This window comes from Streptosporangium carneum, assembly GCF_027922005.1.
Classification (GTDB): domain Bacteria; phylum Actinomycetota; class Actinomycetes; order Streptosporangiales; family Streptosporangiaceae; genus Streptosporangium; species Streptosporangium carneum.
Genome location: NZ_BSEV01000034.1, coordinates 19175 through 44816, shown reverse-complemented (window position 1 = coordinate 44816; position 25642 = coordinate 19175). Strand labels below are relative to the sequence as shown.

General features: G+C 73.2%; 15 protein-coding genes. 8 read left to right on the top strand and 7 right to left on the bottom strand.

From position 1 onward, the window contains the following. Nucleotides 1-22 precede the first annotated feature (22 nt). Both PKF00_RS39350 and PKF00_RS39345 read left to right on the top strand, forming a co-directional pair. Nucleotides 23-850: an SDR family NAD(P)-dependent oxidoreductase gene (locus tag PKF00_RS39350; RefSeq protein WP_271222847.1), complete on the top strand. Its 828-nt coding sequence runs from the start codon at nt 23-25 to the stop codon at nt 848-850. Beyond that, nucleotides 847-2385, top strand: a complete 1539-nt coding sequence (locus tag PKF00_RS39345; protein WP_271222846.1) for a GMC family oxidoreductase — start codon at nt 847-849, stop codon at nt 2383-2385. The genes PKF00_RS39350 and PKF00_RS39345 overlap by 4 nt, the downstream gene beginning before the upstream one ends. Nucleotides 2386-2535: 150 nt before the next feature. Here PKF00_RS39345 and PKF00_RS39340 read toward each other — a convergent pair whose 3' ends face one another. Both PKF00_RS39340 and PKF00_RS39335 read right to left on the bottom strand, forming a co-directional pair. Continuing rightward, entirely contained in the window at nt 2536-2763 is a 228-nt protein-coding gene (locus tag PKF00_RS39340) for a hypothetical protein (protein ID WP_271222845.1), read from the bottom strand. A gap of 196 nt (nt 2764-2959) precedes the next feature. Next, entirely contained in the window at nt 2960-4111 is a 1152-nt protein-coding gene (locus tag PKF00_RS39335) for an esterase-like activity of phytase family protein (RefSeq protein WP_271222844.1), read from the bottom strand. A 736-nt stretch (nt 4112-4847) separates the two neighbouring features. Between PKF00_RS39335 and PKF00_RS39330 the strand changes: the two genes are divergently transcribed. Further along, nucleotides 4848-7169, top strand: a complete 2322-nt coding sequence (locus PKF00_RS39330) for a HelD family protein (RefSeq protein WP_309298469.1) — start codon at nt 4848-4850, stop codon at nt 7167-7169. A gap of 102 nt (nt 7170-7271) precedes the next feature. On the opposite strand, the gene PKF00_RS39325 is transcribed toward PKF00_RS39330, so the two are convergent. Then, a complete protein-coding gene (locus PKF00_RS39325; protein WP_271222843.1) occupies nt 7272-8783 on the bottom strand; it encodes an MFS transporter in 1512 nt (503 codons plus the stop codon). Nucleotides 8784-9018: 235 nt separating this feature from the next. On the opposite strand from PKF00_RS39325, the gene PKF00_RS39320 reads away from it, so the two are divergent. The 3 genes from PKF00_RS39320 (at nt 9019) to PKF00_RS39310 (ending at nt 11405) form a co-directional block, all read left to right on the top strand. Further along, complete coding sequence (locus PKF00_RS39320) at nt 9019-9906, top strand: LLM class F420-dependent oxidoreductase (RefSeq protein ID WP_271222842.1); 888 nt, start codon at nt 9019-9021, stop codon at nt 9904-9906. Further along, nucleotides 9903-10463, top strand: coding sequence for a nuclear transport factor 2 family protein (locus tag PKF00_RS39315; RefSeq protein ID WP_271222841.1), 561 nt, complete (start codon nt 9903-9905; stop codon nt 10461-10463). The genes PKF00_RS39320 and PKF00_RS39315 overlap by 4 nt, the downstream gene beginning before the upstream one ends. Before the next feature lie 111 nt (nt 10464-10574). Beyond that, a complete protein-coding gene (locus PKF00_RS39310; protein ID WP_271222840.1) occupies nt 10575-11405 on the top strand; it encodes an SDR family NAD(P)-dependent oxidoreductase in 831 nt (276 codons plus the stop codon). A gap of 47 nt (nt 11406-11452) precedes the next feature. On the opposite strand, the gene PKF00_RS39305 is transcribed toward PKF00_RS39310, so the two are convergent. Beyond that, nucleotides 11453-12331, bottom strand: a complete 879-nt coding sequence (locus PKF00_RS39305; RefSeq protein WP_271222839.1) for an SDR family oxidoreductase — start codon at nt 12329-12331, stop codon at nt 11453-11455. Between the two features lie 250 nt (nt 12332-12581). Here PKF00_RS39305 and PKF00_RS39300 point away from each other — a divergent pair, with 250 nt between their 5' ends. Continuing rightward, a complete protein-coding gene (locus tag PKF00_RS39300; protein WP_271222838.1) occupies nt 12582-13418 on the top strand; it encodes an SDR family NAD(P)-dependent oxidoreductase in 837 nt (278 codons plus the stop codon). 162 nt (nt 13419-13580) lie between these two features. Here the strand turns inward: PKF00_RS39300 and PKF00_RS39295 are convergent, their stop codons facing one another. The 3 genes from PKF00_RS39295 to PKF00_RS39285 form a co-directional block, all read right to left on the bottom strand. Beyond that, nucleotides 13581-15332 carry a condensation domain-containing protein gene (locus tag PKF00_RS39295; RefSeq protein WP_271222837.1) on the bottom strand — a complete coding sequence of 584 codons (1752 nt, stop codon included), beginning with the start codon at nt 15330-15332 and terminating at the stop codon, nt 13581-13583. Further along, nucleotides 15329-15496 (bottom strand): MbtH family protein, encoded by a 168-nt coding sequence (locus tag PKF00_RS39290; protein ID WP_271222836.1) that lies wholly within the window; start codon nt 15494-15496, stop codon nt 15329-15331. Before PKF00_RS39290 ends, PKF00_RS39295 begins: the two co-directional genes overlap by 4 nt. A 185-nt stretch (nt 15497-15681) precedes the next feature. Continuing rightward, nucleotides 15682-21726, bottom strand: coding sequence for a non-ribosomal peptide synthetase (locus PKF00_RS39285; protein ID WP_271222835.1), 6045 nt, complete (start codon nt 21724-21726; stop codon nt 15682-15684). Between the two features lie 273 nt (nt 21727-21999). On the opposite strand from PKF00_RS39285, the gene PKF00_RS39280 reads away from it, so the two are divergent. Then, the gene (locus tag PKF00_RS39280) at nt 22000-25494 is read left to right on the top strand and encodes an ATP-binding protein (protein ID WP_271222870.1); all 3495 of its coding nucleotides are present in this window, start codon (nt 22000-22002) and stop codon (nt 25492-25494) included. The last annotated feature ends 148 nt before the right edge of the window (nt 25495-25642 follow it).

Genomic DNA, 25642 nt, shown 5'->3' with positions numbered 1-25642 from the left:
CGCCTTGCGGAAGGACATATAGGTGAGCACACACGAAAACCCGTTGAAAGACAGGGTCGCCCTGGTCACCGGAGGCGGCTCCGGCATCGGCGAGGCGATCTGCAGGCGCCTCGACGCCGACGGAGCGACCGTCGTCGTGCTCGACCGGATACAGGCGGCGGCCGAGCTGACGGCGGGCACGCTCAGGAAGGCGGAGGCGCGGGTCGCCGACGTCTCCGACTCGTCCGCCGTCGACGCGGTGATCGCCGAGGTCGCGGCCTCCCACGGCCGTCTGGACATCCTGGTGAACAACGCCGGGGTGCGCGGCGGGCAGGAGGCGGAGGACGCGTTCGCCCGGCTCGACACGCGTCTGGAGGAGCTGAGGACGGACGGCACGCCGGTCACCGCCGTCGACGCGACCGTGAACATCTCCGACGAGGCCTGGCGGGACATGCTCGCCGTTCACCTCGACGGCACCTTCTACTGCACCAGGGCGGCGCTGCGGGTCATGACCGGACAGCGCTCCGGCGTGATCGTCAACGTCTCCTCGATCTGCGGGCTCACCGGCTGCGAGCACCTGCCGCACTACTCCGCGGCCAAGGGCGGGATCCAGGCGCTGACCAGGGCGGTGGCCCGCGACGTCGCGCCGTACGGCGTCCGCGTCAACTGCGTGGCCCCCGGCTACGTCGAGACCCCGCTCGGCTCGGTCATCGGGGGCCGGATGCGCGCCGACCTCGAGGAGCGGATCGCCATGGGACGCTTCGGGCTGCCCCGCGAGATCGCCGACACGGTGGCCTTTCTCGCGAGCGACTCCGGCAGCTACTTCACCGGGCAGACGCTCAGCCCCAACGGCGGCCTGGTGATCGCGTGAGCGAGCCGTCGAACAGGTTCCAGGCCGACGTGATCGTGGTCGGCGCCGGCTCCGCGGGTTCCGTGGTCGCGCGCAGGCTCCTCGACGCGGGCGCCTCCGTGCTGCTCGTCGAGGCGGGCCCCGGCGGTCAGCGTTTCCCCGCGGTCGACGACCCGACGCGGATGCACGAGCTGTGGGACTCCCCTCTCGACTGGGGCTACCGCACGGTGCCGCAGGAGCACGCCCACGGCCGCCGCCTGCACCTGCCGCGCGGCAGGGCCGTCGGCGGGTCGCACAACCTGAACGCCATGATCTGGGTGCGCGGCAACCCGGCCGACTACGACGACTGGGCCGCGCGGGGCAACCCCGGATGGACCTGGAAGGACGTCCGGCCCGTCTTCGACAGGATCGAGGCCGTCGACTCCGCCCAGGAGGAGCAGGAGGGGCAGGAGGGGCCGCTGCACATCCTGACGGGATACGAGCCGTCGCCAGCCCACCGCTCGATCGTCGAGGCCGCCCAGCAGGCCGGGCTGCCGTTCAACCCGGACTACAACGGGGCGTCGCAGGACGGCGTGTCCTTCATGCAGTTCACCATCCGCGAGCACCGCCGCTGGACGACTGCGGACGCCTACCTGGAGCCGATCCTGGGCAGCGAGGGATTCACCCTCGTGACCGGCGCGGTGGTCCACAGGCTCCTGTTCGAGGGCGAGCGGTGCGTCGGCGTCGAGTGGGAGCGCGAGGGCGTGCTGGAGCACGGCCTCGCCGGGCAGGAGGTCGTGCTGAGCGCGGGGGCCATCGGCTCCCCGGAGATCCTCATGCGCTCGGGGGTGGGCGACGCAGCCGACCTGCGCTCGCACGGCATCGCCGTGCGGGCGGACCTGCCGGGGGTCGGGCGCAACCTGCAGGACCACTGGCTGGTGCCCGTGATCGTGGCGACCGGCCGCCCGATCCCCCCTTCGCACGGCCTCCCCCACACCCAGAGCCACCTGTTCTGGCGCAGCCACCCCGACCTGCCCGTGCCCGACCTGCAGCCGCTGCACTTCGACGCGCCGCTGTACGAGCGGTGGATGGAGGGGCCGCCCGACGGCGTCTCGCTCATGGCGGGCCTGGTCCGTCCGGCCAGTCACGGCGTCATCCGCCTTTCCGGCCCCTCCCCGTCCGACCCGCTGCTCATCGATCCTCGGGTGCTGTCCCGGCACGCCGACGTGACGGCGCTGGCCGCCGCCGTACGGCTCTGCCAGGAGATCGCGGCGGCTCCGGCGCTGCGCGAGGAGTGGGACGCCTACGAGCTCTATCCCGGCTCTCTGGCCGACAGCACGGAGGGCCTGCACGCCTACATCCGCGAGACCGTCATCACCTACCACCACCAGTCGGGCACCTGCAGGATGGGCGTCGACGACCAGGCGGTGGTCGACGCCAGGCTGCGGGTGCGCGGCGTCGAGGGCCTGCGCGTCGCGGACGCCTCGATCATGCCGACGGTGACGACGGGCAACACCAACGCCCCGGCCATCATGATCGCGGAGAAGGCCGCAGAGTTCATGACCCAGCCTGTCTGAGACTCCTGGCGGCGCGGCTGAGGGACCCCGGGCCGCCGGAGATCGCGGCGATGTGGCTGGACAGGACCGCGAACCCGCCTTCTCGCCGCACCGCGGCGGAGGGCGGATGCAAGACGTCCCGGTGGCGGCCCCGGCCGCCACCGGGACCGCTCACTTGTCCTCGCCGGTCTCCCTGACCTCGGGGTGGTCGAGGTCGATGTCGTAGGTCACCGGGATCAGCCTCCGCAGGCCGGTGTCGACTCCCCCGCCGGGCGTCTCGAAAACGACCTTGCCCTCCCTGGTGATGTCCCTGACCCGCTCGACGACGTACTCGTGCGCCTTGTCGCCGGGCTGCCGGGTCGCCTCCGGGCCCCGTGCGTCCTCACGGTCCTCGGACACCGTCGCCTCCTTGTTTCAGCGGTGGGCTCAGCGGTGGGTCTCAGCGGTGGGGAGAGCCTCACGCCCCACCCCAGGCTAACCGTCCGGGATGCGCCCGCGCGGCCGGATCCGGAGCGCGTGACCGCACGGCGGGAGAGCCTGACAGGCCCGCCGCCTCCAGGGGAGCGACGGGCCGTGCCGGATCGCCGTCTCGCGGTCAGCAGCCCCTGGCGGCGAAGGCGAGGAACTGGGTGACCTCCCGGTCGTCGAAGTTGTCGTCCGAGCCGACCACCAGCGTGCATTCGCCCGTGGCCAGGCGCGGCCCCCAGGCGAGGCTCTCGAGGTTCTGCACCGCCGTCCCCGAGGAGGCGAAGTCGCGGACCAGGCGCTTGGAGACGGGACGGTACGGCTCGCCGTCCTTCAGGCTGTTCCTGCCGAGCACGTTCGTCGCTCCGCGCAGATCGATCTCGTACAGCTTGACCCGGTAGTTGACGCCCTCGATCCAGGAGCGCTCCAGGGCGAGGTAGCGGTGGTCGTCGATCGCCAGGATCTCCGAGACGCCGCTGTCGGTCAGGCCGGTCGGCGGGATCGGCGCCGCGGGCAGCGGGTCGATCGGATAGGCGTACTGCGCGCGCGTCCGCCCGTCGCGGCCCCACACGGTGATGCGGGCGGGCGCGCCGCGCTCGACGGTCGGCGGCTCCCCGTCCTCGTATCGCGGGCCCTCGACGATGGAGGCGATGGTGCGGGGGGTGAAGGTCAGGCCCTCGAAGCCGAAGTTGCGGCGGGGCCCGGAAGCGGTGTCGGTCAGCTTCAGGTTGCCGGGGATCGGCAGCTCGCCGAGGTGGCGGCCGTCACGGTCCACCCAGCGGAGGAACAGGTCGGAGACCGGGATGGCGGGGTGCGTCTCGTCCGGCCTGTCGCCCTCGTGGCCCCACAGGAGCTTGCGGCTCCACCGGTCGAAGCGGATCGTCTCCGGGTCGGCGGACTCGGGCTGGCCGTAGGCGGGGTAGGGGGTCCCGTCAGGGCGCAGGAGGGTGGTGACCCCGGTGAGCCGCACTCCGCCGAACCGCCCGGTGATCCGGTTGATGTCCAGCTTGCCGGTGTAGAAGCGGGCGGGGTTGTAGCGCCACCGGTCGTCGGAGATGAAGTACCACGTGTCGGTGAGCGGATCGCGGTCGATGCCGGACAGGCCGCCGACGGTGGTGCCCTCGAACTGCAGCTTGTGCGGCAGACGCTGCTCGCCGAGGAAACGGGTGATCCTGAGGTCTCCCGGTGACGTCGCCGCCGACGCCTGCGCCTCGACGCCCCCGAAGCAGATCGCCGTCGCGAACGCGACGGCGACCCCCATCATCTTTCGCCAATTGGCCATCGTTTCTCCGAATCCCACAAAGGCTCCGCAAAGGGCTGGCGGAAATATGAGATCGCAGATCCAGAGAAATGTCCACGGAGATCGGCGCCCGAATGTCAGGGATTCCTGTCAACGCCGCGACGAAGAGGGGCAAAGACCCATATCAGCATCCCTAAAGCCAATGAAGACGACAGAGCACAAAAAACCAGTGAATTGCCGGTGAATGCCGACCCGAGGCATCGCCCCTCCACCGCGCCGCCCAGGCGGGGCCGTGAGCGACCGCCGCGAAAGGCGCTCATGGAGGGAGCCGGCGCACGGAGCCCAAGGGATTTCTCCGGGCGGAGAAGCCGCGATGCGAAGGAGAGGAGGAATTACCCAGGACCGACCCGCCTGCATTTCGTGAAAAAAATTCACAGACGCCTCGAGAGCGTTTCCAAACATCCCGCCAATCGCGGCCACGAGGCGGAGGACGAGGGCGACGACGAGGCCCACCGCCCCGAAAAGCGGGAAGCGGGAAGCGGGAAGCGGGAAGCGGGAAGCGGGAAGCGGGAAGCGGGAAGCGGGAAGCGGGAAGGTCCCGGAAGAGTGCGAACGCGACGGACACGCGACGCGGGAACGCCTCGACGAATGCTCGGCGCGCACCCGCGCGCACGGCCGCCCGAAGATCCCGCTCGAGGAGAGGGCAGGGGTGCACTATATTAAAAGTGCACTATAAAAACAAATATCCCTCACTTTATTATCTCAGGAGAAGCGAACCTTGTCAAGCTCGGAGATCGCATCGGAGCAGGAGCACCTCTCGATGCTCTACGGACGGCTCGACGACCTCAGGGAGCAGGTTTCCGCCCGCCTGGCGCGGGTGCTCCGGGAACGGGGGGAGACGCCCCAGGCCCGGGGCGAACGCGACGCCGCCCACGCCGGGTACGGCGAGCGGCTGGCCCGGCTGAACGCCGCGGAGAACGGGCTGTGTTTCGGCAGACTCGACCTCGAGGACGGCAGGAGGCGCTACGTCGGCCGGATCGGCCTGCCGGGTGAGTCCGGCGACGACGGCGCCGACGACGAGCCGCCGCTGATCGACTGGCGGGCGCCCGCGGCCCGGCCCTTCTACCTCGCCACGGCGGTCTCACCGCACGGCGTCCGGCGGCGCAGGCACATCAGGACACGCGCCAGGAAGGTGGTCGGCGTTCACGAGGAGGTTCTCGACCTCGACTCCGCCGACGAGGCCGGGCGCACCGAGCTGACCGGCGAGGCCGCGCTGCTGGCCGCGCTGGACGCCGGCAGGGCGGGCCGCATGACGGACATCGTCGCGACGATCCAGGCCGAGCAGGACAGGATCATCCGTTCCGGGCACCGCACCGCTCTCGTCGTGCAGGGCGGCCCGGGAACCGGCAAGACCGCCATCGCCCTGCACCGGGCCGCCTTCCTGCTGTACACGCACCGCGACCTGCTGGCCAGGCGAGGGGTGCTGATCGTGGGCCCGAACACCGCCTTCCTGCGCCACATCGGACAGGTGCTGCCCTCACTCGGCGAGACCGGCGTCCTGACGGCGACCGTCGGCGAGCTGTATCCGGGGGTGGAGGCGCGCCTGACCGAGTCGCCCGACGCCGCCGAGGTCAAGGGCCGGGCCGCCATGGCGGACGTCGTGGCCGCCGCCGTACGCGACCGGCAATGGGTGCCCGACGACGTGCTGGAGGTCGACTTCGAGGGCGAGGTCCTGCCGCTGGGCCGGGAGATCTGCGTCAGGGCGCGGGACGTGGGACGCGGCTCCCTGCTGCCGCACAACAGGGCCAGGCCGCTCGTCGTCCCGATGATCCTCGACGCCCTCGCCGGGCTGTACGCGGAGCGGATCGGCGCGGACCCGTTCGGCGGCCCGAACCTGCTGGAGGAGACCCAGGTCGAGGGCATACGCGAGGAGATGCGCACCGCCCCCGGCGTGCGGGCCGCGCTCGACACGCTGTGGCCCGCCCTCACTCCGCAGCGGCTGCTCTCCGACCTTCTCTCCTGTCCCGAACGGCTCGCGTCCGCCGCGCCGGGGCTCACCGAGGCGGAACGGGACCTGCTGCTACGCGCCCCGGACGCGGGCTGGTCCCCCTCGGACGTCCCCCTGCTCGACGAGGCGGCCGAGCTGCTCGGCGAGGACGACCGGGCCGCCGCCGCGCTCGCCGAGCGCCGGCGTCGCGGGCGCGTCGCCTACGCGCGGGGCGTGCTGGAGATCGACTTCGGCTCCCGTTCCACCGATCTGGAGGACGGCCAGGAGCCGGAGGTCCTGTCCGCCTTCGACCTCGTGGACGCCGAACGGCTCGCCGAGCGCTACGAGGAGCGGGATCTCAGGACGACCGCCGAGCGGGCGGCGGCCGACCGCACGTGGAGCTTCGGGCATGTCATCGTGGACGAGGCGCAGGAGCTGTCGGAGATGGCGTGGCGGTTGGTCGTCCGGCGCTGCCCCACCAAGTGGATGACCGTCGTCGGCGACCTCGCCCAGACCGGTGATCCCGCGGGCACGACGTCCTGGCAGCGGGTCCTGGACCCCTACCTCGAGGACCGGTGGCGTCTTGAGCGGCTGACCCTCAACTACCGCGTTCCCAGCGAGATCATGGCTGTCGCCTCCGACGTGCTGGCCGCGATCGACCCCGCGATCGCCCCGCCGCGATCGGTGCGCGGGACCGGCGTCTCCCCCTGGCACGCGCGGGTGCCGCGCGCCGGGCTGCCCGGCCTCGTGGAGGAGGTCGTCGCCCGCGAGGCCGCGGAACCGGGCGACCGCAGCCTGGCGGTGATCGTGCCCGCCGCCATGCTCGAGGAGCTGGGCGAGACGGTCGCCCGGGTCACGTCCCGCGCCGCCCGCGAGGAGAGTCCCGAGCCGGACGGCCGGGTGACGGTTCTCACCACGCGGCAGGCCAAGGGGCTCGAGTTCGACTCCGTGCTGATCGTCGAGCCCGCGCTGATCATGGCCGAGTCCCCGCGCGGTCTGAACGACATGTACGTCGCGCTGACCCGGGCCACCCGGCGCCTGGGCGTCGTGCACACCGGGGAGCTGCCCCCCGTGCTCGCCAGGCTGAGCCGGGCGGACGACGCGGGCCGGTGAACGCCCGCCGCCGGGGGACGGCGGGCGGGGACGACAGGCAGGGACGGCAGGCACGGCCGGCGACGGCGGGGCCGGTGGACGGCCTCGGCGTCGCCGTCGCCGTCAGGACTTCACCTGGTCGCGCGTCTCTGCCTGGGGCTCCGCGGGAAGGTCGGCGGGAGCGGGCGTCGCGATCGGGCGCAGCACCGTCCAGGCCACGATCGCGGCGGCGACCGCGCCGACGGCTCCGACGATCATTCCCGACGACATGGCGTCGACGAAGGCCACCTTCGCGGTCCTGGCGAGCCCCGGGTCGCCGAGGGCCAGCGCCGAGGCGATCGACTTCCTGGCCTCCTCGGGCACGCCGTCCGGCAGGCCGGAGGAGTAGGCCCCCGACAGCACGCTGCCGAGCAGGGCGATGCTCAGCGCGCCTCCGGTCTGCTGGACGGTGTCGTTGAGCGCCGACCCGATGCCCGCGCGCTCCGGCGGCACCGCGCTCATCAGCGACGCGTACGCCGCGGGCCCGCACAGGCCGCCGCCGACTCCCATCACCATCATGCCGAGCAGGAACAGGCCGTAACCGGAGTCCGGGGTCATCCGGGTGAGGATCACGAACCCGGCCGCCAGCACCAGCATGCCCAGCGCCACCATGGCGCGGTTGGACAGCTTCTTGCCCAGGGTCGCGCCGAGACCGTTGAAGACGATGGCCGCCACCATGTAGGGGATCAGCGCCAGGCTCGCCTGCAGGACTCCGTAGCCCAGGACGAACTGGAGGTACTGCGTCAGCATCAGCAGCAGACCTCCGGCGGAGAAGGCCAGCAGCACGATGGAGATGCTGGCGCCGCTGAAGTTGCGCTCACGCCAGAGCTCGAGCGGCAGCATGGCGTGCGGGTTGCGCCGTTCCCAGACGGCGAAGGCCGTCAGGAGCACGACCGCGAGCAGGACGGCGACGAGCACCGGGGGCGCGGTCCAGCCACGCTCGGGGATGGAGATGATCGCCCAGACCAGGGCGACCATGCCCACGGTCGACAGCCCCGCTCCGACGAGGTCGACCGGCCTGGCCTGGCCCCGGGACTCCGGCATGAGGAGCAGCGCGGCGGCGATCGCGAGCACGCTGATCGGGACGTTGACCAGGAAGACCGAACCCCACCAGTAGTGGTCGAGGAGGAAGCCGCCCAGCGAGGGTCCCGCGATCCCGCCGACCATCAGCACCGAGCTCCAGGCGGCGATGGCCTTGCGCTGCTCGGACTGGTCGAAGACGTTCATGATGATGGACAGCGTGCTCGGCATGAGGAACGACCCGCCGAACCCCATGAACGCGCGGCAGGCGATCAGCTGCGCGGGTGTCTGGGCGAACGTCGCGAGCAGGGAGGCCCCGCCGAACAGCGCCAGACCGATGACCAGGAAGCGGCGCCTGCCGTAGCGGTCGGACAGGGCTCCGACGGTGAGCAGCACTCCTGCGAAGACCAGGATGTAGGCGTTGATGATCCACTGGATGTCGGCGGGGCTCGCCCCCAGCTCCCGCATGAGGGACGGGATCGCGAGGTTGAGGATGCCGTTGTCCACCACGAGCACGAGCAGGCTCAGGCAGAGGACACCGAGGATCAACCACCGTCTTGGGTGGGGGGACGACATGGCGACTCCGTGACTCGTACACTGTTCGGGACCTTTCTCGCACACCGTACTACGGTCTCGTACGATGTGCGAGCCATTAACGGGGAAGGGCGTGTCGCTCCCCCGTGCTCTTTTCGGTCCCGGTCAACGGGAACGCGCCGGGCCCGCCGTACGCGGCCCGCGTAGCGTGCGGACCGAGACAGCAGGCCCGCGATCGCGCGGGCTCGGCCCCGATCCGGCAGGTGACCTCCACGCGATGAAGTACGCAGTTATAGCGCCGGTCGCCGCGAACACGACCGCGGACCCGGAGTGGATCAGCGGCTATGCGCGGCACGCGGAGGCGTGCGGCTTCGAGTCCATCGTGGTCGTCGAGCACGCGGTGGTCATGAGCGGATACTCCAGCGTCTACCCCTACGACAGGTCGGGGAAGATGGAGCTCGGCGACGACTGCGACATCCCCGACCCCCTGGACCTGCTGGCCTTCCTCGCGGGAAGGACGACCCGCATCGGCCTGGCCACCGGCGTCCTGGTCCTGCCCAACCACCATCCCGTGGTGCTGGCCAAGCGGATCGCCACCGTCGACGCGCTGTCCGGCGGACGCCTGCGACTGTGCGTCGGCATGGGCTGGATGAAGGAGGAGATCGAGGCCTGCGGCGCGGGCTTCGAGACCCGGGGCAGGCGCGCCGACGAGCAGATCCAGGTGATGCGCGCGCTGTGGGCGGGAACCTCGCCCGAGGGGGTCACCCACAGCGGGGAGTTCTTCGACTTCGCCGGCGCGATGAGCTACCCCAAGCCCGCCCAGCGGAACGGCGTGCCGATCCACATCGGCGGGCACAGCGTCGCGGCGGCCCGCAGGGCGGGGCGGCACGGCGACGGCCTGCAGCCGCTCGGCGTGGTGGGCGAGGAACTGCGGCGCCTGGTCGAGGTGATGCGCACGGAGGCGGAGCGGAACGGCCGCGACCCCCAGGCCCTCGAACTCACCCTCGGCCACCTCCTCTCCCGCGTCACCCCCGAGAAGGCCGAGTCACTGGCCGGTCTCGGAGCCGACAGGATCGTGCTCGCGGCGACGCCCACCTCCGACCTCGGAGCGGCCCTGGACGAACTGTCCGCCTGCGCGGAACGCCTCGGCCTGAAGGCGCCGTGACCCCCGCCGTGCCTCCCACCGAGCCCGCCGAGCCCTCCATCGCGCCTCCCGCCGTGTCTCCCGCCGTGTCTCCTGCGGCGACTCCCGCGGGGACCCTCACCGCCGAGGACCGCGGCCTGCTCGCCGACCTGGTCGCCCGCTACGCGCTCTTCGCCGACAACCAGGACATCGCCGCCCTGGCCCGCCTGTTCACCGACGACGGCGTCCTGGTCCTTCCCGAGCCCCCCAAGACGCTCGGCCCGGCGCTGACCCACACCGGGCACGACGAGATCCTCCGGGCGATGTCCTCGCTGGAGAGGATCCCGGTGACCTTCCACGCGCTCGTGGGCCAGGTCTTCGACGCGGGCCCGGAGCCGCTGACCGCCACGGGGACGGTTGCCTGCGCGGCGCACCACCTGACCGCGCGCGCGGGCGAGCCGTCCGACCTCGTGTGGCACCTGCGCTACCGCGACCGCTACCGCCGCGAGGGCGGAACCTGGCGGATCGCGCACCGGGCCATCCAGATCGACTGGATCGAGACCAGGCCGGTCCGCCGCTGGCGGGAACAGGACGCGTAGGCCTCACCCCCGAGACCGGACGCGCGAGCGTCGCCCGCGGGGGCGCCGAATCCCGGAGGCCGGGAGCGCGAACGCCGCCCGCGAGGACACCGAGCACACAGGAGGACAACGATGACCGGCACGACATCGGCGCGGAGCCGTGTCTCCGTGGTGACCGGCGGGGCGCTGGGGATCGGCGGCGCGACCAGCCGTCGCCTCGCGGCCCGCGGCGACCTGGTGGTGCTCAACGACGTCGACCGGGAGGCCGCCGAGGAGGCCCGCCGCGAGATCGAGGCCGCGGGGGGACGCTGCGTCCCCGTGGTCGGGGACGCGAGCGAGGACGACGTCGTCGAGCGGGTCCTCGCGACCGCGCTCGACGCGGGCGAGGGCCGCGTCGACGTGCTGGTGAACAACGTCGGCGACTTCCGCCCCGCGTCCAGGACGTTCCTGCACAGCAAGCCGGAGCAGTGGCAGCGCCTCCACGAGCTGAACCTGCTGCACGTGTTCAAGATGACCCACGCGATCCTGCCGGCCATGGTCGAGCGGAGGTCCGGCTGCGTGGTCAACAACTCGACCGTCGAGGCGTTCCGCGGCATCCCGGGCCACGCGGTCTACTCCGCGTACAACGCGGGGGTCTCCGCCTTCACCAGGAGCCTCGCGGTCGAGGTCGGACAGTACGGCGTGCGGGTCAACGCCATCGCGCCCGACCTGGCCGACACCCGGCAGACACCGGCGAGCGCGATGCTGCGCGGCCGCGATCCCGGGCTGATCCCCCTGTGGGTCCCCCTCGGCCGGTTCGGGGACCCCGACGACTACGCCGCCGTCGTGGAGTTCCTCGCCTCGGACGAGTCCCGTTTCATCACCGGCCACACCGTCCCCGTGGACGGCGGCACCCTCGCCGCGTCCGGATGGTACGGCCGCGCGGACCGCAAGGGCTGGACGAACATGCCGAACCAGCCGTAGAACCCGGGGAGCCACGCGGGCGGCGGACCCGCCGCCCGCCGGCGCGGTCACCCGGGCAGGAGCCCGAGCTCGGCGACCAGTTTGGGGGTCCAGATCACCCTGCCGAGGAACCTGTCGGCGTCGGGCGAGGAGGCGAGCCAGACGATCGCCGCTCCCGGAGCGTGCTCCGCGGCGGGCTCGAAACCCCTGTCGGCGATGGAGCCGACGCCGCCGCGCGCCGCCCCCGCCTCGGTGACGACGAATCCCGGGTCGAGGTTGAACGCGCGGACGCCGCGGCCGAGGAACTCCGCGTTGACCGCGCCCGCGAGCCTGCCGAACGCCGCTTTCGAGGCGGCGTAGGCGACTCCCCAGCCGCCCTCGCCCGGCGGCGCGGGCGGATCCGTCGTGGCCGAGCCCGAGCACATGTTGACGATCGTGCCGCCGCCCCTTTCCAGCATCCCGGGGATCACCTCCTGCAGCAGCGCGAGCTGGTTGAGGTAGTTCCCCTCGACCGTCAGCGCCGCCACGTCGACGTCGAGGTCGAGGAGCCTGTCGTGGTTGCCCGCGACGTGCGCCACCGCGTTGTTCACGAGCAGGTCGACGTGCCCCCACTCCCGGCGCACCTCGCGCGCCGCGGCTCGCACGCCCTCCCGGTCGAGGAGGTCCATCGGGACGGGAAGCGCCCGCGCCCCGAGCTCCTCGATCCGCGCCTGGGTGGTGCGCAGGCTCCCCGAGACCCCGACGCCGTCCTGCCGTCCGTCGCTGTAACGCGGCGGAATCAGGCCCTGCCCCTCCTCGACGGTGCGCGCGGTGAACGCGACGTCGTAACCGGCGCGGGCGAGGGCCAGCGCCGTCTCACGGCCGATCCCCCTGCTCGCCCCGGTCACCATGGCGACCTTCCTGCCCTCGGATCCGCTCTCGGGGCCCCTGCCCGTCACCGACGTCATCGAGCCACGCACCTCTCCCGCCGGGCTCCGCCGAGCCCGCCTCCGCCGACACCGTCGTCGGCATCATCGTCGGCCGGGTCACGCGGGACCGGTCGGGGTACCGCTCAGTGGGAGCCCGGGCGAGGCTCCCCCGTTCCCGGATCCGGCTCCCGGTGAACGGGATCTCCGTCCGCCGCCCGGCGGCGGTGCGCTACGACGGTGCACTACGAGCAGGCGCAGGAACGGCGTCCGACACGCGGGAGGCACACCGATGCGAAGCGAGACGGTCACGGGCGGCCCCGGCCCCCGACGCAGGCTTCAGGGGCGCACCGCGCTCGTCACCGGCGCGGGCGACGGCATCGGCAGGGCCGTCGCGCGACGGTTCGCCGCCGAGGGCGCCAGGGTCCTGGTCGCCGAGATCGACCCGGAGACGGGCGGGCCGACCGCCGAGCGGCTGGTCTCCGAGTTCGGCGCGCAGGCGCGGTTCGTCCAGACCGACGTCACCGACAGGGAACAGGTCCGCGCGGCGGTGCGGACCGCGACGGAGCTCTGGGGCGGGGTGGACATCCTGGTCAACAACGCGTGGGGCGGCGGGAACTACGGCCGTGTCGAGAACAAGACGGACGAGCAGCTCGACCGTGGGTTCGCGATGGGCTACTACGGCCCCTTCTGGGCCATGCAGGCGGTCTTTCCCCACATGAGGGAACAGGGCTGGGGCCGGATCGTCAACATGTGCTCGCTCAACGGGGTGAACGCGCACATGGGAACGCTCGAGTACAACTCCGCGAAGGAGGCGCTGCGCGCCCTCACCAGGACCGCGGCCCGCGAGTGGGCGCCGACCGGCGTCGTCGTCAACGCCGTCTGCCCCGGCGCGAAGTCCGCCGCGTTCCGCCGGGTGACGGCGGCGCACCCGGAGCTGGAGGCCGCGAGCGACGCGGCGAACCCGATGGGGCGCATCGGCGACGCCGAGGCGGACGTCGCGCCCGTCGTCGTGTTCCTGGCGAGCGAGGAGTGCCGATACATGACGGGCAACACCCTCTTCGTCGACGGAGGAGCGCACATCAACGGCGTGGCGTGGGCCCCCGACCTGGACGGCGGGCAGGCCTGAGCCGCCCGCCGTCCAGTGCGGTGACCGCACGCCCTCACCGGGTTCGCGGCGTCTCCGGGCACCGGTACGGCGAGTTCCGGCACGGACGTGTCCGGCGCCTCGAACGGCGCGCGCCCCGGTGAACGTTCCCGGTCACGGCGCCGGGTGGCGTCGGAGACCGCGTCAGCGGCCCGAGCCTTCGGCGATCACCGTCTGGCCCGGCCAGCCCTCGGGGGAGGCGGGGGCGCTCTCGCAGACCACGTAGTGATGGGGGGCCATCGCCGACAGCCTGCCGAACAGCTTGGACACGCAGGCGGTGTGGACCTCCTCCGGTGTCGCGGGCGCGACGAGGTAGCACACGAGCCGCCCGTCGACCCGCGCCACGTGGAAGGGACGCCCGTCCACCGCGTCGGCGACGAGCCGCCGCACCTCGGCCAGCTCGACCCAGCACGAGTCGATCATCAGCCAGCCCTCGCCCCTGGGCACCGGGGCGACCCCGGTCAGGGCGGGCAGCTCGTCCACGGACACGTCCCGGTCGCCGGCCTCGACGAGCAGCCGCATGATCCCCTCGCCGAGGGTCTCCGCGTCCTCTCGCGGCAGGCAGCGCGGGTCGGTCCAGAGGGTGAAGTCCACCTCGCCGTCGAGCAGCCGCACCCACATCGACAGGCGGGTCGGCAGCGTGGCCGGGGGGAGCCAGTGGGAGCGGATGTCAGGCTCCTCCTCGGCGGCGCGGCTCGCGCGGCGGCTCGGGCCCACGATGCTCATGTCGTTGAAGACGACGTCCCTGGCGAAGTGCATCCCCCTCGACCGCTGGGCGCTCTCCAGGAGCCGGGTCAGCGCCTCGGAGTCGAAGCGGCTGTTCTGGTAGGCGGTCAGCGCGGCGGCACGGGTGTGGCGCAGCACTCCGTCGAACGTAGGCTCGTCGAGGGCGACCGGGACCAGCGCGTCCTGGGCGAGCGGGCCGACGTACTCCCGCATGTCGGGACGGAACCGGTTGGCCGAGATCGCCGAGACCCCGATCGTCCGCTGTCCCGCCCGCACCCCGACGAGCGTGGCGAACGCGGCCAGCAGGGCCACCGAGCGGCTGGCCCCGGTACGGGCCGTGATCGGCCCGAGCGCCCGTGCCGCCGCCGCCGAGCGAACCCGCAGCCGGGGCAGCAGCCAGTCCTCGTCACCGTCGTCGACCGGGACCGTGAAGGTCGAGAAGGGGATCCGCGCCAGGTGGCTCTCCCAGTACCTGAGCGCGCCCTCCGCCCGTTTGAGGCTCGCCGGACTCCGTTCGCTCTCCGCCACGTCGAGCGGCTGGGGAGCGGTCACGGCGGACAGGGTCCTGCCCAGCAGCAGGGCGTTCAGCTCGGCCCTCAGCACGGCCAGGCCTCCCGCGTCGACCGTGCTGTGCGTGGTCACGAGGACGACGCGCTCGGGAACGCCGTCCGAGACGATCACCGCCGTCCGCAGCGGGATCCCCTCCGCGAGGTCGAACCGCACGGCCTGCAGCCGGGCCGCGACCTGGTCGGCGAGGTCGGCGGACCCCTCGGACTCGTACACCCCGACGAGCAGCTCGCCCTCGGCCTCGACGTGCTGGAACCCGTCGTGGAACGTGGTGCGCAGCGACTCGTGCCGGGAGATCAGCCGCCCGACGGCCTCGGCCACGCCGTCGAGGGTCGTGCCCGGCGGAAGGTTCAGCACGACGCTGTAGTTCATGTGCTCGGGCGGATCGCCCAGCACGCAGCGGACCATGTTGACCTGCCCCACGGTCGCGGGCCCTCGCCCCGCCCGCTCACCGCGGTAGCGGGCGGAGACGTGCCCCGTCGGCCCCTTGTCCGCCAGGTCGCCTCCCAGGCCGCTCTCCCGCGTGCGCGGTCCGGTCTCCGCGGGAAGGGGCTCCCCCGCGTTCGCCGGACGCTCGTCGGCGACGCCCCTGTCGACGCTCATCGGGCGCTCTTCGGCCGCAGGTCGGTCCACACCCGTTCGATGCGGTCGAGGCACTCCTGCCTGCTCCCCGAGGTCCCGTCCGGCTGCCAGCCGTCGGGGAGCCGCCGGTCGGCGGGCCATATCGAGTACTGCTCCTCGTGGTTGACCACCACTTGATACGTCACAGCGCATGCTCCTTGTTGTGGCGTGCGGGGATGCCGGGGTACGGGCTCCAGCGGCAGGCGGGGTCTACCTGCCGCCGAGTCCCACCGGCCGGCGGGGTCGTACCTGCCGGTGAGCTTTCTGTCGGACTCTGGTCGAGAACGCGCTCCGGGACGTCGGCCTCACCGAGGCCCCGGGCCGTGGCGGGTCACGAGACTCCCCGGGCGAGGCGGGCCGCCTCCTCCTCGGACAGCCCGGAGATCTCGGCGAGCAGGAGGTCCTCGACGATCCCGGCGAGGCCCGCCACCGTGCTGCTCTCGAACATGGTCCGGATCGGGACCTCCACCTCGGTGGTGGCCCGGATTCTGGCGATGACGCGGGTGGCCAGGAGCGAGTGGCCGCCGATCGCGAAGAAGTCGTCGAACGCGCCGACCTCGGGCAGGCCGAGCACCTCGCAGAAGACCTCGGCGACGAGGTGCTCGGCGTCCGTCCTCGGCGGCGTCGACACCGCCGCCCTGTCGAGGGACGGGGCGGGAAGTGCCCGCCTGTCGACCTTGCCGTGCGACGTCAGGGGCAGTTCGTCGAGCGTCACCCACACCGACGGCACCAGGTAGGACGGCAGCCTCTCCGCGAGGAAGGCGGGCAGCTCCTCGACCGGGTTCGCCGGTGTCCCGGTGGCCGCTCCCACGACGACGTACCCGACCAGGGTGTCGTCGACGGCGGCCACCGCGGCCTGCCGCACGGCCGGGTGCGCGAGCAGTCGCGCCTCGACCTCTCCCGGCTCGACCCGGAAGCCGCGCACCTTGACCTGGTTGTCGCTCCGGCCGAGGAACTCCAGTCGCCCGTCGGGCAGCCAGCGGGCGCGGTCGCCGGTGCGGTAGAGCCGCGCGCCCGGCTCGCCGTACGGGTCGGGCACGAAGCGCTCCGCGGTGAGGGCCGGGTCGCCGAGGTAGCCGCGGGCGAGTCCCGCGCCGCCGAGGCACAGCTCGCCGGGTGCCCCCGGCGGAACCGCCGAGCCGTCCTCGGCGAGGACGACGGCGTGGACGCCGCCGATCGGCCGTCCGATGGGAGGCCGCTCCCCGGCCGGTCCGGAGGGGGCGTCGGGTCCGGCGATCTGGGTGGCGGTCGCGATGACCGTCGCCTCGGTCGGCCCGTAGGTGTTGACGAGACGGATCCGGTCGCCGAAGCGTTCCCGCCACCTGGCCACCGCGCCGGCCTGCAGCTCCTCTCCGCCCAGGATGACCAGTCGCAGCCCGGGCGGCCACGCCACCTCGTCGATCTGGCCGACCAGGTGGTGCCAGTACGCCGTGGGCAGGTCGAGCACGGTCACCAGGCGTCCCTGCGGCGTCGCCAGCAGGTCGGGCAGGGTCACCGCGCCCTCGGGGAGCAGTTCGAGGCAGGCCCCCGCGGCGAGGGCAGGGTAGATCTCCTCGGCGTGGGTGTCGAAGCTGAGGGTGGCGAACTGGACGATCCGGTCACCGGGGCCCAGGCCGTAGGCGTCCCTCATCCAGGCGACGCGGGCGGCCAGGCCGTCGTGTTCGACGAGCACGCCCTTCGGCGTGCCGGAGGAGCCCGAGGTGTAGACGACGTAGGCGAGCCCCTCCGCCGCCACGCCGTCGGTCTCCTCCAGCATGAGCGCGCGCCGCTCGGCGGGCAGCGCGGGGTCGACCGGCAGGTAGGCGGCGCCCGCCCGCCACGCCCCGAGCAGCGCCGCGACGCCCTCGGGGGAGCGGTCGAGCGGGACGGCGGCGATCTCCCCCTCGCGGAACCGCGTGGCGGCCTTGTCGATGAGTTCGTCCAGCTCGCGGTAGGTGACGACCTGCCCGGCGCAGCTGATCGCGGGGGCGTCGGGGTGGTCCAGCACGGCCCGCGCGACCAGCTCGGACACCGGGCGGACGGCGGGCAGCGCGGGGCCCTGGCGGACCGAGGCGAGGAACTCCTCGTCGGCGTCGGTGAGCAGGGGAAGCGCGGAGACGGGCCGGTCGGGCTCGGCGGCGACGGCGCGCAGCAGGGTGGCCAGGCGCGCGGCGAGCCCCTCGGCCGTGGCCCGCTCGAACAGCGAGGTGTCGTACTCCAGCTGGACGAGAAGCTCTCCGGCGTCGTGCCAGGCCTCCAGCATCAGGTCGAACTTGGGCTGCGCGTGGCCGCCGAAGAACTGCCCGACCGCCAGCCCGGGGAAGGGTCTCGGCACCATCGCCGAGTCCTCCGTGTGCAGGACGAACATCGTCTGGAAGACGGCCGCGCGGGTGAGGTCCCTTTCGAGTTCGAGCGAGTCGACGACCTGCTCGTACGGGACGCCCTGGTTGGCGAAGGCGTCGAGGACGGTGTCGCGGGTGGCCGCCAGGAACCCGGTGAAGGTCGGGTCGCCGGACAGATCTCCGCGCAGCACCAGGATGTCGGTGACGTAGCCGACGACCGCCTCCAGCTCGACGGTGTCCCTGCCCGCGTACGAGGTGCCGACCAGGATGTCGTCCTGGCCGCTGTGCCGGGCCAGCAGCACCTGGTAGACGGCCAGCAACGTCATGAACGGCGTCGCGCCCCGGCGGCGGCCCATCGCGACGAGGGCGTCGGTCTCGGCGGCGGTGAGCCGGAAGTCCACGGTCGCGCTGTGCCGGAGGCCGCCGACGGCGTGCGGGTGGTCGGTCTGCAGCTTCAGCGGGGTCGGGTCGGCGAGCTGGGCCCTCCAGTAGTCGAACAGCTCCCCCGGGTCGCGCCCGCGCTGCCAGGCCGCCAGGTCGCCGAACTGCAGCGGCACCGGGGGCAGGGAGCCGCCCGAGTAGAGGGTGGCCAGCTCGTCCTGCAGGAGGTTCAGCGACCAGCCGTCGCCGAGGATGTGGTGCGCGACCACGCACAGGACGTGGTCGTCGGCGTCCTGCCTGATGAGCGTGACCCGCAGGGGCGGGCGGGCGGCGAGGTCGAAGGGGGTGTTCACCCGCTCGGCGACGAGCGCCGTGGCGTCGCCGGTCAGATACTCGATCGCCACGGGACGCGGCGGGTCGATCACGACCACGGGCTCGCCGTCCACCTCGGGGAAGCGTGTGCGCAGGCTCTCGTGGCGGGCCACGACCCCGGTGAACGCCTCGCTCAGCGCCTCGACGTCGAGGGGTCCGGTCAGCCGCAGGACGTGCCAGATGTTGAAGGCGGCGTCGCCGTCCGGGTTGAACCGGTTCAGGAACCACAGCCGTTCCTGGCCGTGGGACAGCGGCGGCGCGGTCCCCTCCGGGCGGGGGACGGGCACGTCGCCGAGCACGGGCGTCTCGGCGTCCAGCAGCTCGGCCAGCGCCGCGACCGTCGGCCTGGCGAACACCTCGCGCACCGGGATCCGCACCGGCAGCCGCGCGGTCACCATGGTCGCCAGCAGCGAGTGGCCGCCGAGGGCGAAGAAGTCGTCGTGCGCGCCGACCGTCTCACGGCCGAGCACCTCGGCGAACACCCCGGCGACCAGGCGCTCGTTCGCGGTGCGCGGCGGCGTCGCGTCCACGGGGGCGGCGCTCAGCGCGGCCGACAGGATGTCGGGCAGCGCCTTGCGGTCCACCTTGCCGTTGGGGGTGGTCGGCAGCGCGTCCAGTGGGACGAACGACTGCGGGACCAGGTAGCCGGGCAGTTCGCGGACCATGTGCTCGCGCAGGCCGCCGACGTCGGGGACGCCGGAGGCGACGGGCAGGGCGGGGGCGACGACGAAGGCGACGAGGGTGTCGTCGTGCACGGCGACCACGGCCTGCCGTACGGCGGGGTGGGTCTCCAGGACGGCCTCGACCTCGCCCAGCTCGATCCGGTGGCCGCGCAGCTTGATCTGGTTGTCGGTCCTGCCGAGGAACTCGATCGTGCCGTCGGGGAGCCACCGGCCCAGGTCGCCGGTGCGGTAGAGCCGCGCGCCCGGCTCGCCGTACGGGTCGGGCACGAAGCGCTCGGCGGTCAGGGCGGGGCGGCCGAGGTAGCCGTACGCCACGCCGAGGCCTCCGATGAACAGCTCACCGGGCACGCCGACCGGCGCGAGGCCGCCCTCGGGGTCGAGGATGTGGACGGTGTTCCCGGCGATCGGCCGCCCGATCACGATCTCGTACGGCTCCGCGGGGATGTCCCACGCGGTGGAGTAGATCGCCGTCTCGGTCGGGCCGTAGCCGTTGATCAGACGGTTGGTGCGGGCCCGCAGCTCCCTGGCGAGCTGCGGCGGGATCGGCTCGCCCGCGGTGACGCCGGTCACCGGGGGCAGGTCGCCCGCCAGCAGGACGCGCCACCCGGACGGCGTCGCCTGGACGTGGGTGACCCCGGTCCGCCTGACCAGTTCCGCGACCGCCGTGCCGTCCCTGGCGTCCTCGGCGACGACGACCCTGCCGCCGGTGATCAGCGGCAGGTAGAGCTCGACGGCGGAGATGTCGAACGCCGTCGAGGTGAGCGCGAGCCAGGCGTGCTCGGGGCGCGCGCCGACGAGGGAGCGCATCGCGAGCAGCGTGTTGGCGAGCGCGGAGTGCGGCACGACCACACCCTTGGGGCGGCCTGTCGAGCCGGAGGTGTAGAGCACGTAGGCCGTGTCGTCGAGGCGGGGGCGGGGCAGGTCGGCGTCGGGCGCGCCCTGGGGGAGGTCTCGCAGGTCGTCGTCCGTGAGGACCAGCGCCGCGCCGGAGTCCTCGGTCACGTAGTCGACCCGGGCCTGCGGGTAGGCGGGGTCGACGGGCAGGTACGCCGCGCCCGCCATGGCGACGCCGAGCAGCGCGACCAGCATCGCGGGGCCGCGGTTCACCCTGACCGCGACCAGTGCTCCCCCGCCGACGCCGCGCTCGCGAAGCCGTACGGCGAGGGCCCGCGCGCGTGCGGCGAGCTGGGCGTAGGTGAGGGTCTGGTCGTGTTCGCCGGTGACGGCGACGGCGTCGGGGGTCTCGGCCGCCTGGGCGAGGAACATGTCGACCAGCGTCAGCCGGGGCGGCTCGGCGGGGTTGGCCAGGGCGAGCAGCCACCCGCGCTCCTCGGCGGGCAGGATGTCGAGTTCGGCGACGGGCAGCGTGGGCGCGTCGAGCAGGGCGGTGAGCAGGGACCGCAGGCGGGCGACGAGGCGTTCGGCGCTCTCGCGGTCGAACAGGTCGGTGCTGTAGACGAGGGCGCCGAACAGCCCGCCGTCCGCGGCGGTCCACAGGTCGAGGGACAGGTCGGTCCTCGCGGCGACCCAGCCGGGAGGGAAGGGGGACTGGCGCAGTCCCGGCAGCGGGCTCCGGTGGTCGCCCGCGACCTCGGTGTGCAGGGAGAAGATCGTCTGGAACAGCGGGGTCCGACTCGGGTCGCGTTCGACGCCCAGCGTGCCGAGCAGCCGTTCGAGGGGCACGTCGGCGTGGCTCATGGCCTGGATGACGGTCCGCCGGGTGCGTTTGAGCACCTCGCCGAAGGAGGGCGCGCCCGACAGGTCGGCCCGCAGCACCAGCATGCTCGACAGGAAACCGATCATCGGCTCCAGCTCGGTGCGGTCGCGCCCGGCGATCGGGGCGCCGACGCAGAAGTCCGTCTGGCCGCTGTGCCGGGCCAGGAGCACCTGGTAGGCCGCGAGCAGCACCATGAACGGGGTGGCGCGCTGTGCGCGGGCGAACTCGGAGATCCGGGCGGTCAGGTCCGCGGGCAGGGTGAAGCGGAGTTCGGCGCCGTCTCCGGTGCGCTGCGGGGGCCGCTGCCTGTCGGTGGGGAACTCGAGCGCGGGCGCGTCGGCGAGCTGCGCCGTCCAGTAGCCGAGGCCGGAGTCGCTCTGTTTGGCGCGTTCCGCGCGGGCGTGCTCGCCGTACTGCAGGGGCAGGGGCGGCAGGGGGTCGCCGCCCCCGTAGTGGTGGGCGAGCTCGTCGCGCAGGACGGCGGCGGAGGCGCCGTCGGCGATGATGTGGTGCAGCGTCACCGCCAGGATGTGGTCGCCGGGTCCCAGGCGGACGAGGGCGATCCGCACGGGCGGCGCGGCGGACAGGTCGAAGGGGGCGTTGGCGCGCTCGGCGACGATCCGCCGCGCCTGCTCCTCCGAGTCCGCCTCGAACCTGTCGATCACGACGGTTCCGGCGGGGCCGACGAGGGCCACGGGCTGCCCGTCCACCTCGTCGAAGCGGGTGCGCAGGGTCTCGTGCCGCAGCGCGACCGCCTCGAAGGCGGCCTGGAGTGCCGCGACGTCGAGCTCACCGTTCAGCCGGTAGGCGTGGCAGGTGTTGTAGGAGTGGTCTCGCGGATCGAAGCGATGGAGGAACCAGAGCCGTTCCTGCCCGTAGGAGAGCGGCTGGATCTGTTCCATGGCTGACCACCCAACTATGAACCACTTACTGGAAAGTTTACTTACAATTGTTGAGACGGCGACAGTGAATCATGCACACCTGGAGCGCTACAAGCCCCCGTTTCCCAGGCATTTCTCCCCCCGCCCTGGTGTGCCGCGTTGACGAACAATGGCCAACTTTAAAGACACTTTCCAGTAAAAGTGTCTTTTGGAGGATTGCTCGGAATAACCTGCCGAGCGAACGGCGTCGGCGCTCGATACCCTCAGTAATGACATAATCCGGGCGTGGTGGTCATGTTCCGGGTCCTCGGCCCGTTCGAGGCGTATGTCGACGGAACCAGGGTCGACCTCGGAGGGCCGCGCCCCCGGCTGCTGCTCGCCAGGTTGATCGTCGCGCGGGGGGCCACCGTCTCGGTGGACGGGCTGCTGGACGACCTGTACGACGGCGCTCCCCCGCCCCGCGCGCTCGGCACCCTGCACAGTTACGTCTCCAACCTGCGCAGGACCCTGGAACCGGGCAGGGCTCCGCGCACACCGGCGAGCGTGCTCGTCAGCAGGCCCTCCGGCTACGCCCTCGGGCCGCACGAGGTGGACGCCGACGCGTTCTCCCGGCTGACCCGGGAGGGCTCCCACGACCAGGCGCTGCGACTGTGGCGGGGCACGCCGTACGAGGAGTTCGCCGACGTCGGCTGGCTGCGCCCCGAGATCGAGCGGCTGAACGAGGCGCACCTGACCGCCAGGGAGAAGCACCTGGCCGAACTGCTCGACGACGGCGACCCCGGCGTGGTCGGTGAGCTGGAGGCGCTGGCCAGGACGCATCCGTTGCGCGAGGGGCTGTGGGAGGCGCTCGCCCGCGCGCTCTACCGGCTCGGCCGCCAGGCCGACGCCCTGGAGGCGCTGCGCTCGGCCCGCGCCCACCTGGCCGAGGAGCTGGGTCTGGATCCCGGCCCGGCGCTGCAGCGGCTCGAGGCGGCGATCCTCTCGCAGGACCCCGCCCTCGACGCGCCGGGACCCGCCGTACGGCCCGCCCCTGCCGGACCCGGCCCTCTTTCGCCCGCTGGACGGCCGGAGCGGCCCCGGACCGGCCTGACCGCCCCGGCGGACGCCCCTGCCTCCGTGCCCGGCCCCGCGGCGAGCAGCGGGGCGGGCCCCGTGGCGAGCACCGCGACGAGCACCGCGACAGGCGGCGCGACCGGCGGCGCGACCGGCGGCGCGACCGGCGGCGCGACCGGCGCACCGACCGGCACCCTGACCGGCACCCTGACCGGCTCGGTGGCCGATCCTGCGGCCGGCCCCGTGGCGGGCTCCGTGGCGGGCTCCGTGGCGGGCCGGGTCATCGGCAGGGACCCGCAGCTGGAGCGTCTCGCCGAGCTGGCGGAGGACACGGGACACGGCAGGCCGAGGATCGCGGTGATCTCCGGTGAGCCCGGGATCGGCAAGACATGGCTGACCGAGTCGTTCGCGGCGCTGCGGCGCGCCGAGGGGTGGCTGGTGGCGTGGGGCCGCTGCCACGAGACCTCCGGAGCCCCCGCGCTGTGGCCGTGGCAGCAGGTGGTCCGGGAGCTGGGCGTCGAGGTCCCCCCGGAGAACGGGCACGCGGCCTCCCTCCGCGTGCTGCTCAGCGACGACCTCGGCGAGGGGCAGCCCGCGGAGGCGGGCGAGGCGAGGTTCAGACTGCACCGAGCCGCCGCCTCATACCTCGCCGCGGCGGCGGCCACGCGACCGCTGCTGGTGGTGATCGACGACCTGCAGTGGGCGGACTCGGCGTCGCTCGGACTGCTCGCGGACCTGGCCGCGCTGCTCCGCGGCAGAGTCATGATCATGATCACCGTGCGGTCCGGCGAGGGCTCGGCCGACGTGTACGACGCGCTGGGAATGCTCGGCCGCCACGGCGCGCTGCGGCTGCCGCTGGCCGGACTCGACACCGCCGCCGTCGCGGAGCTCGCGGGCCTGGACGACGAGGCGGCGGCCGGAGCCCTGGCCGAGCGCACCAGGGGAAACCCGCTGTTCGTCCGCGAGACCCTGCGCCTGGCGGAGGACGTGGGCATGGGACGCGCGCTGACGGCGGTCCCCGAGGGGCTGGCCGACGTGCTGCGGCGGCGTCTGCTCCGGCTGTCGCGGGCGCACCGGGCCGTCATCGACGCCGCCGCCGTCCTCGGCGGGGCCGCGGACGCGCTCGTGCTCTCCGAGGTCGTCGGCGGGGAGGTCGAGGAGGCGCTGGACGCCGCGGCCGGTCTGAGACTGCTCGGCGACGACCTGCGGTTCACCCACGACCTCATCAGGGAGACGGTCTACACCGACCTCCCGTCGAGCAGACGGGCCGCGCTCCACCTCGCCGCGCTCCGCGCCCTCGAGCGCAGGCCGGGGCCCGACCGCGCGGCCCTCGCCCGGCACGCGCTGGCGGCCGGGCCGTCGGCGGCGGTCCAGGCGGTGCGCTGGGCGTCCGCGACCGCCGAGCAGGCCTCGGGGCGGCACGCCTACGAGGACGCCGCCCAGTGGTGGCGACGCGCCGCCGAGACGCACAGCCGTCTTCCCGACACCGACCCCGGTGAGCACGTCGAGCTGCTGCTCAACCTCATCCGCGCCCAGCTCGACGCCGGGGACGCGGTGGGGGCCAGGCAGACGAGGACGGAGGCGGTGCTCGCCGCCGAGGGATCCGGCGACCCCGAGCTGACGGCCAGGGCTCTCACCAGCCTGGACGCGCCCGCCCTGTGGAAGTTCTACACCTACGCCGAGATCGAGCTGCAGACCGTGCGGCGGATCGAGGAGACGCTGGCCGCGCTGCCCGAGGAGGACTCGGTGCTGCGCTGCAAGCTGCTCGGCTGCCTGGGCATGGAGTGCTACGACGGCTCCGCCGACCCGCGCTGCGACACGGCCACCGAGGAGGCCCTCGCGATGGCCCGCCGTCTGGTCGCGCGGGGCGAGGCGGGCCCGCATCTGCTGGCGGTCACTCTCAACGCCCGCTACCTCGGCATCCACCTTCCCGAGCGGATGCCCGAGCTGGAGGCCATCGCGCGGGAGCTGACGGAGCTCGGCCTGCCCGGGTTCGAACTGCTCGGCTGCCTGATCCTGGAGCGGAGCAGGCTGGAGTTCTTCGACGTCGCGGGCGCGGACCGCGTCGCCGAACGGGCGGGCGTCCTCATCGAACGGCTCGACCTGCCGTGGCCGCGCTTCCAGCACCTCCTCTGGAAGGGCGCACGCCGCCTGATCGAGGGCGACTTCGCCGGAGCGGACAGCGCCTACGCGGCCGCCGCGGAGGCTGGCGAGCGGCTGAACAACTGGCACACCTGGACCGCGCTGGCCTCGGGAATGGTGGCCAGGCACGTCATGTCCGGCGAGATCGGCGGTCTGCGGGACGAGACGGAGGAGTTGCTTGACCGTTTCTCCCCGCTCCCCGCCCACCGGCGGGTCGTCAGAGCCATGGTCGCGCACTCCAGGGGCGAGCCCGAGGCCCTCCAGGCCGTCAGCGAGGAGGGCTGGCCCAGGATGCCCAGGGACTTCACCGAGCTGTCGTCCCACTGCGTCATGGCCCTGGCCCAGATCGCCGCCGGAGACCTGGAGGCCCGCGCGCGTTCCTACGAGGTGCTGCTGCCGTACGAGGACCGGCTGGCCGTCGGCGGGGGAACGTTCCCGACCGGCCCCGTCGGCTACTTCCTCGGCCGCCTGGCCGTCGACCCCGCCGTCGCCGGAGCCCACCTGGACGCGGCCGAGGAGCGCTGCGCCCGCGCGGGACTGCGCTGGTGGGCCGCCCGCGTCGCCGCCGAACGGGACACGATCCGCCGCCCGTGACCCCGCGGAGACGGCAGGGGCCGGGCAACGCCTTCCCAGGCAGCGGCTTCCCGGGCAGCGGCTTCCCGGGCAGCGGCTTCCCGGGCAGCGGGTTTTGAGTGGCCGTTGAGTCGGCGCGACGCGCGGCAAGTCCTCCCCAAGAGGCGTG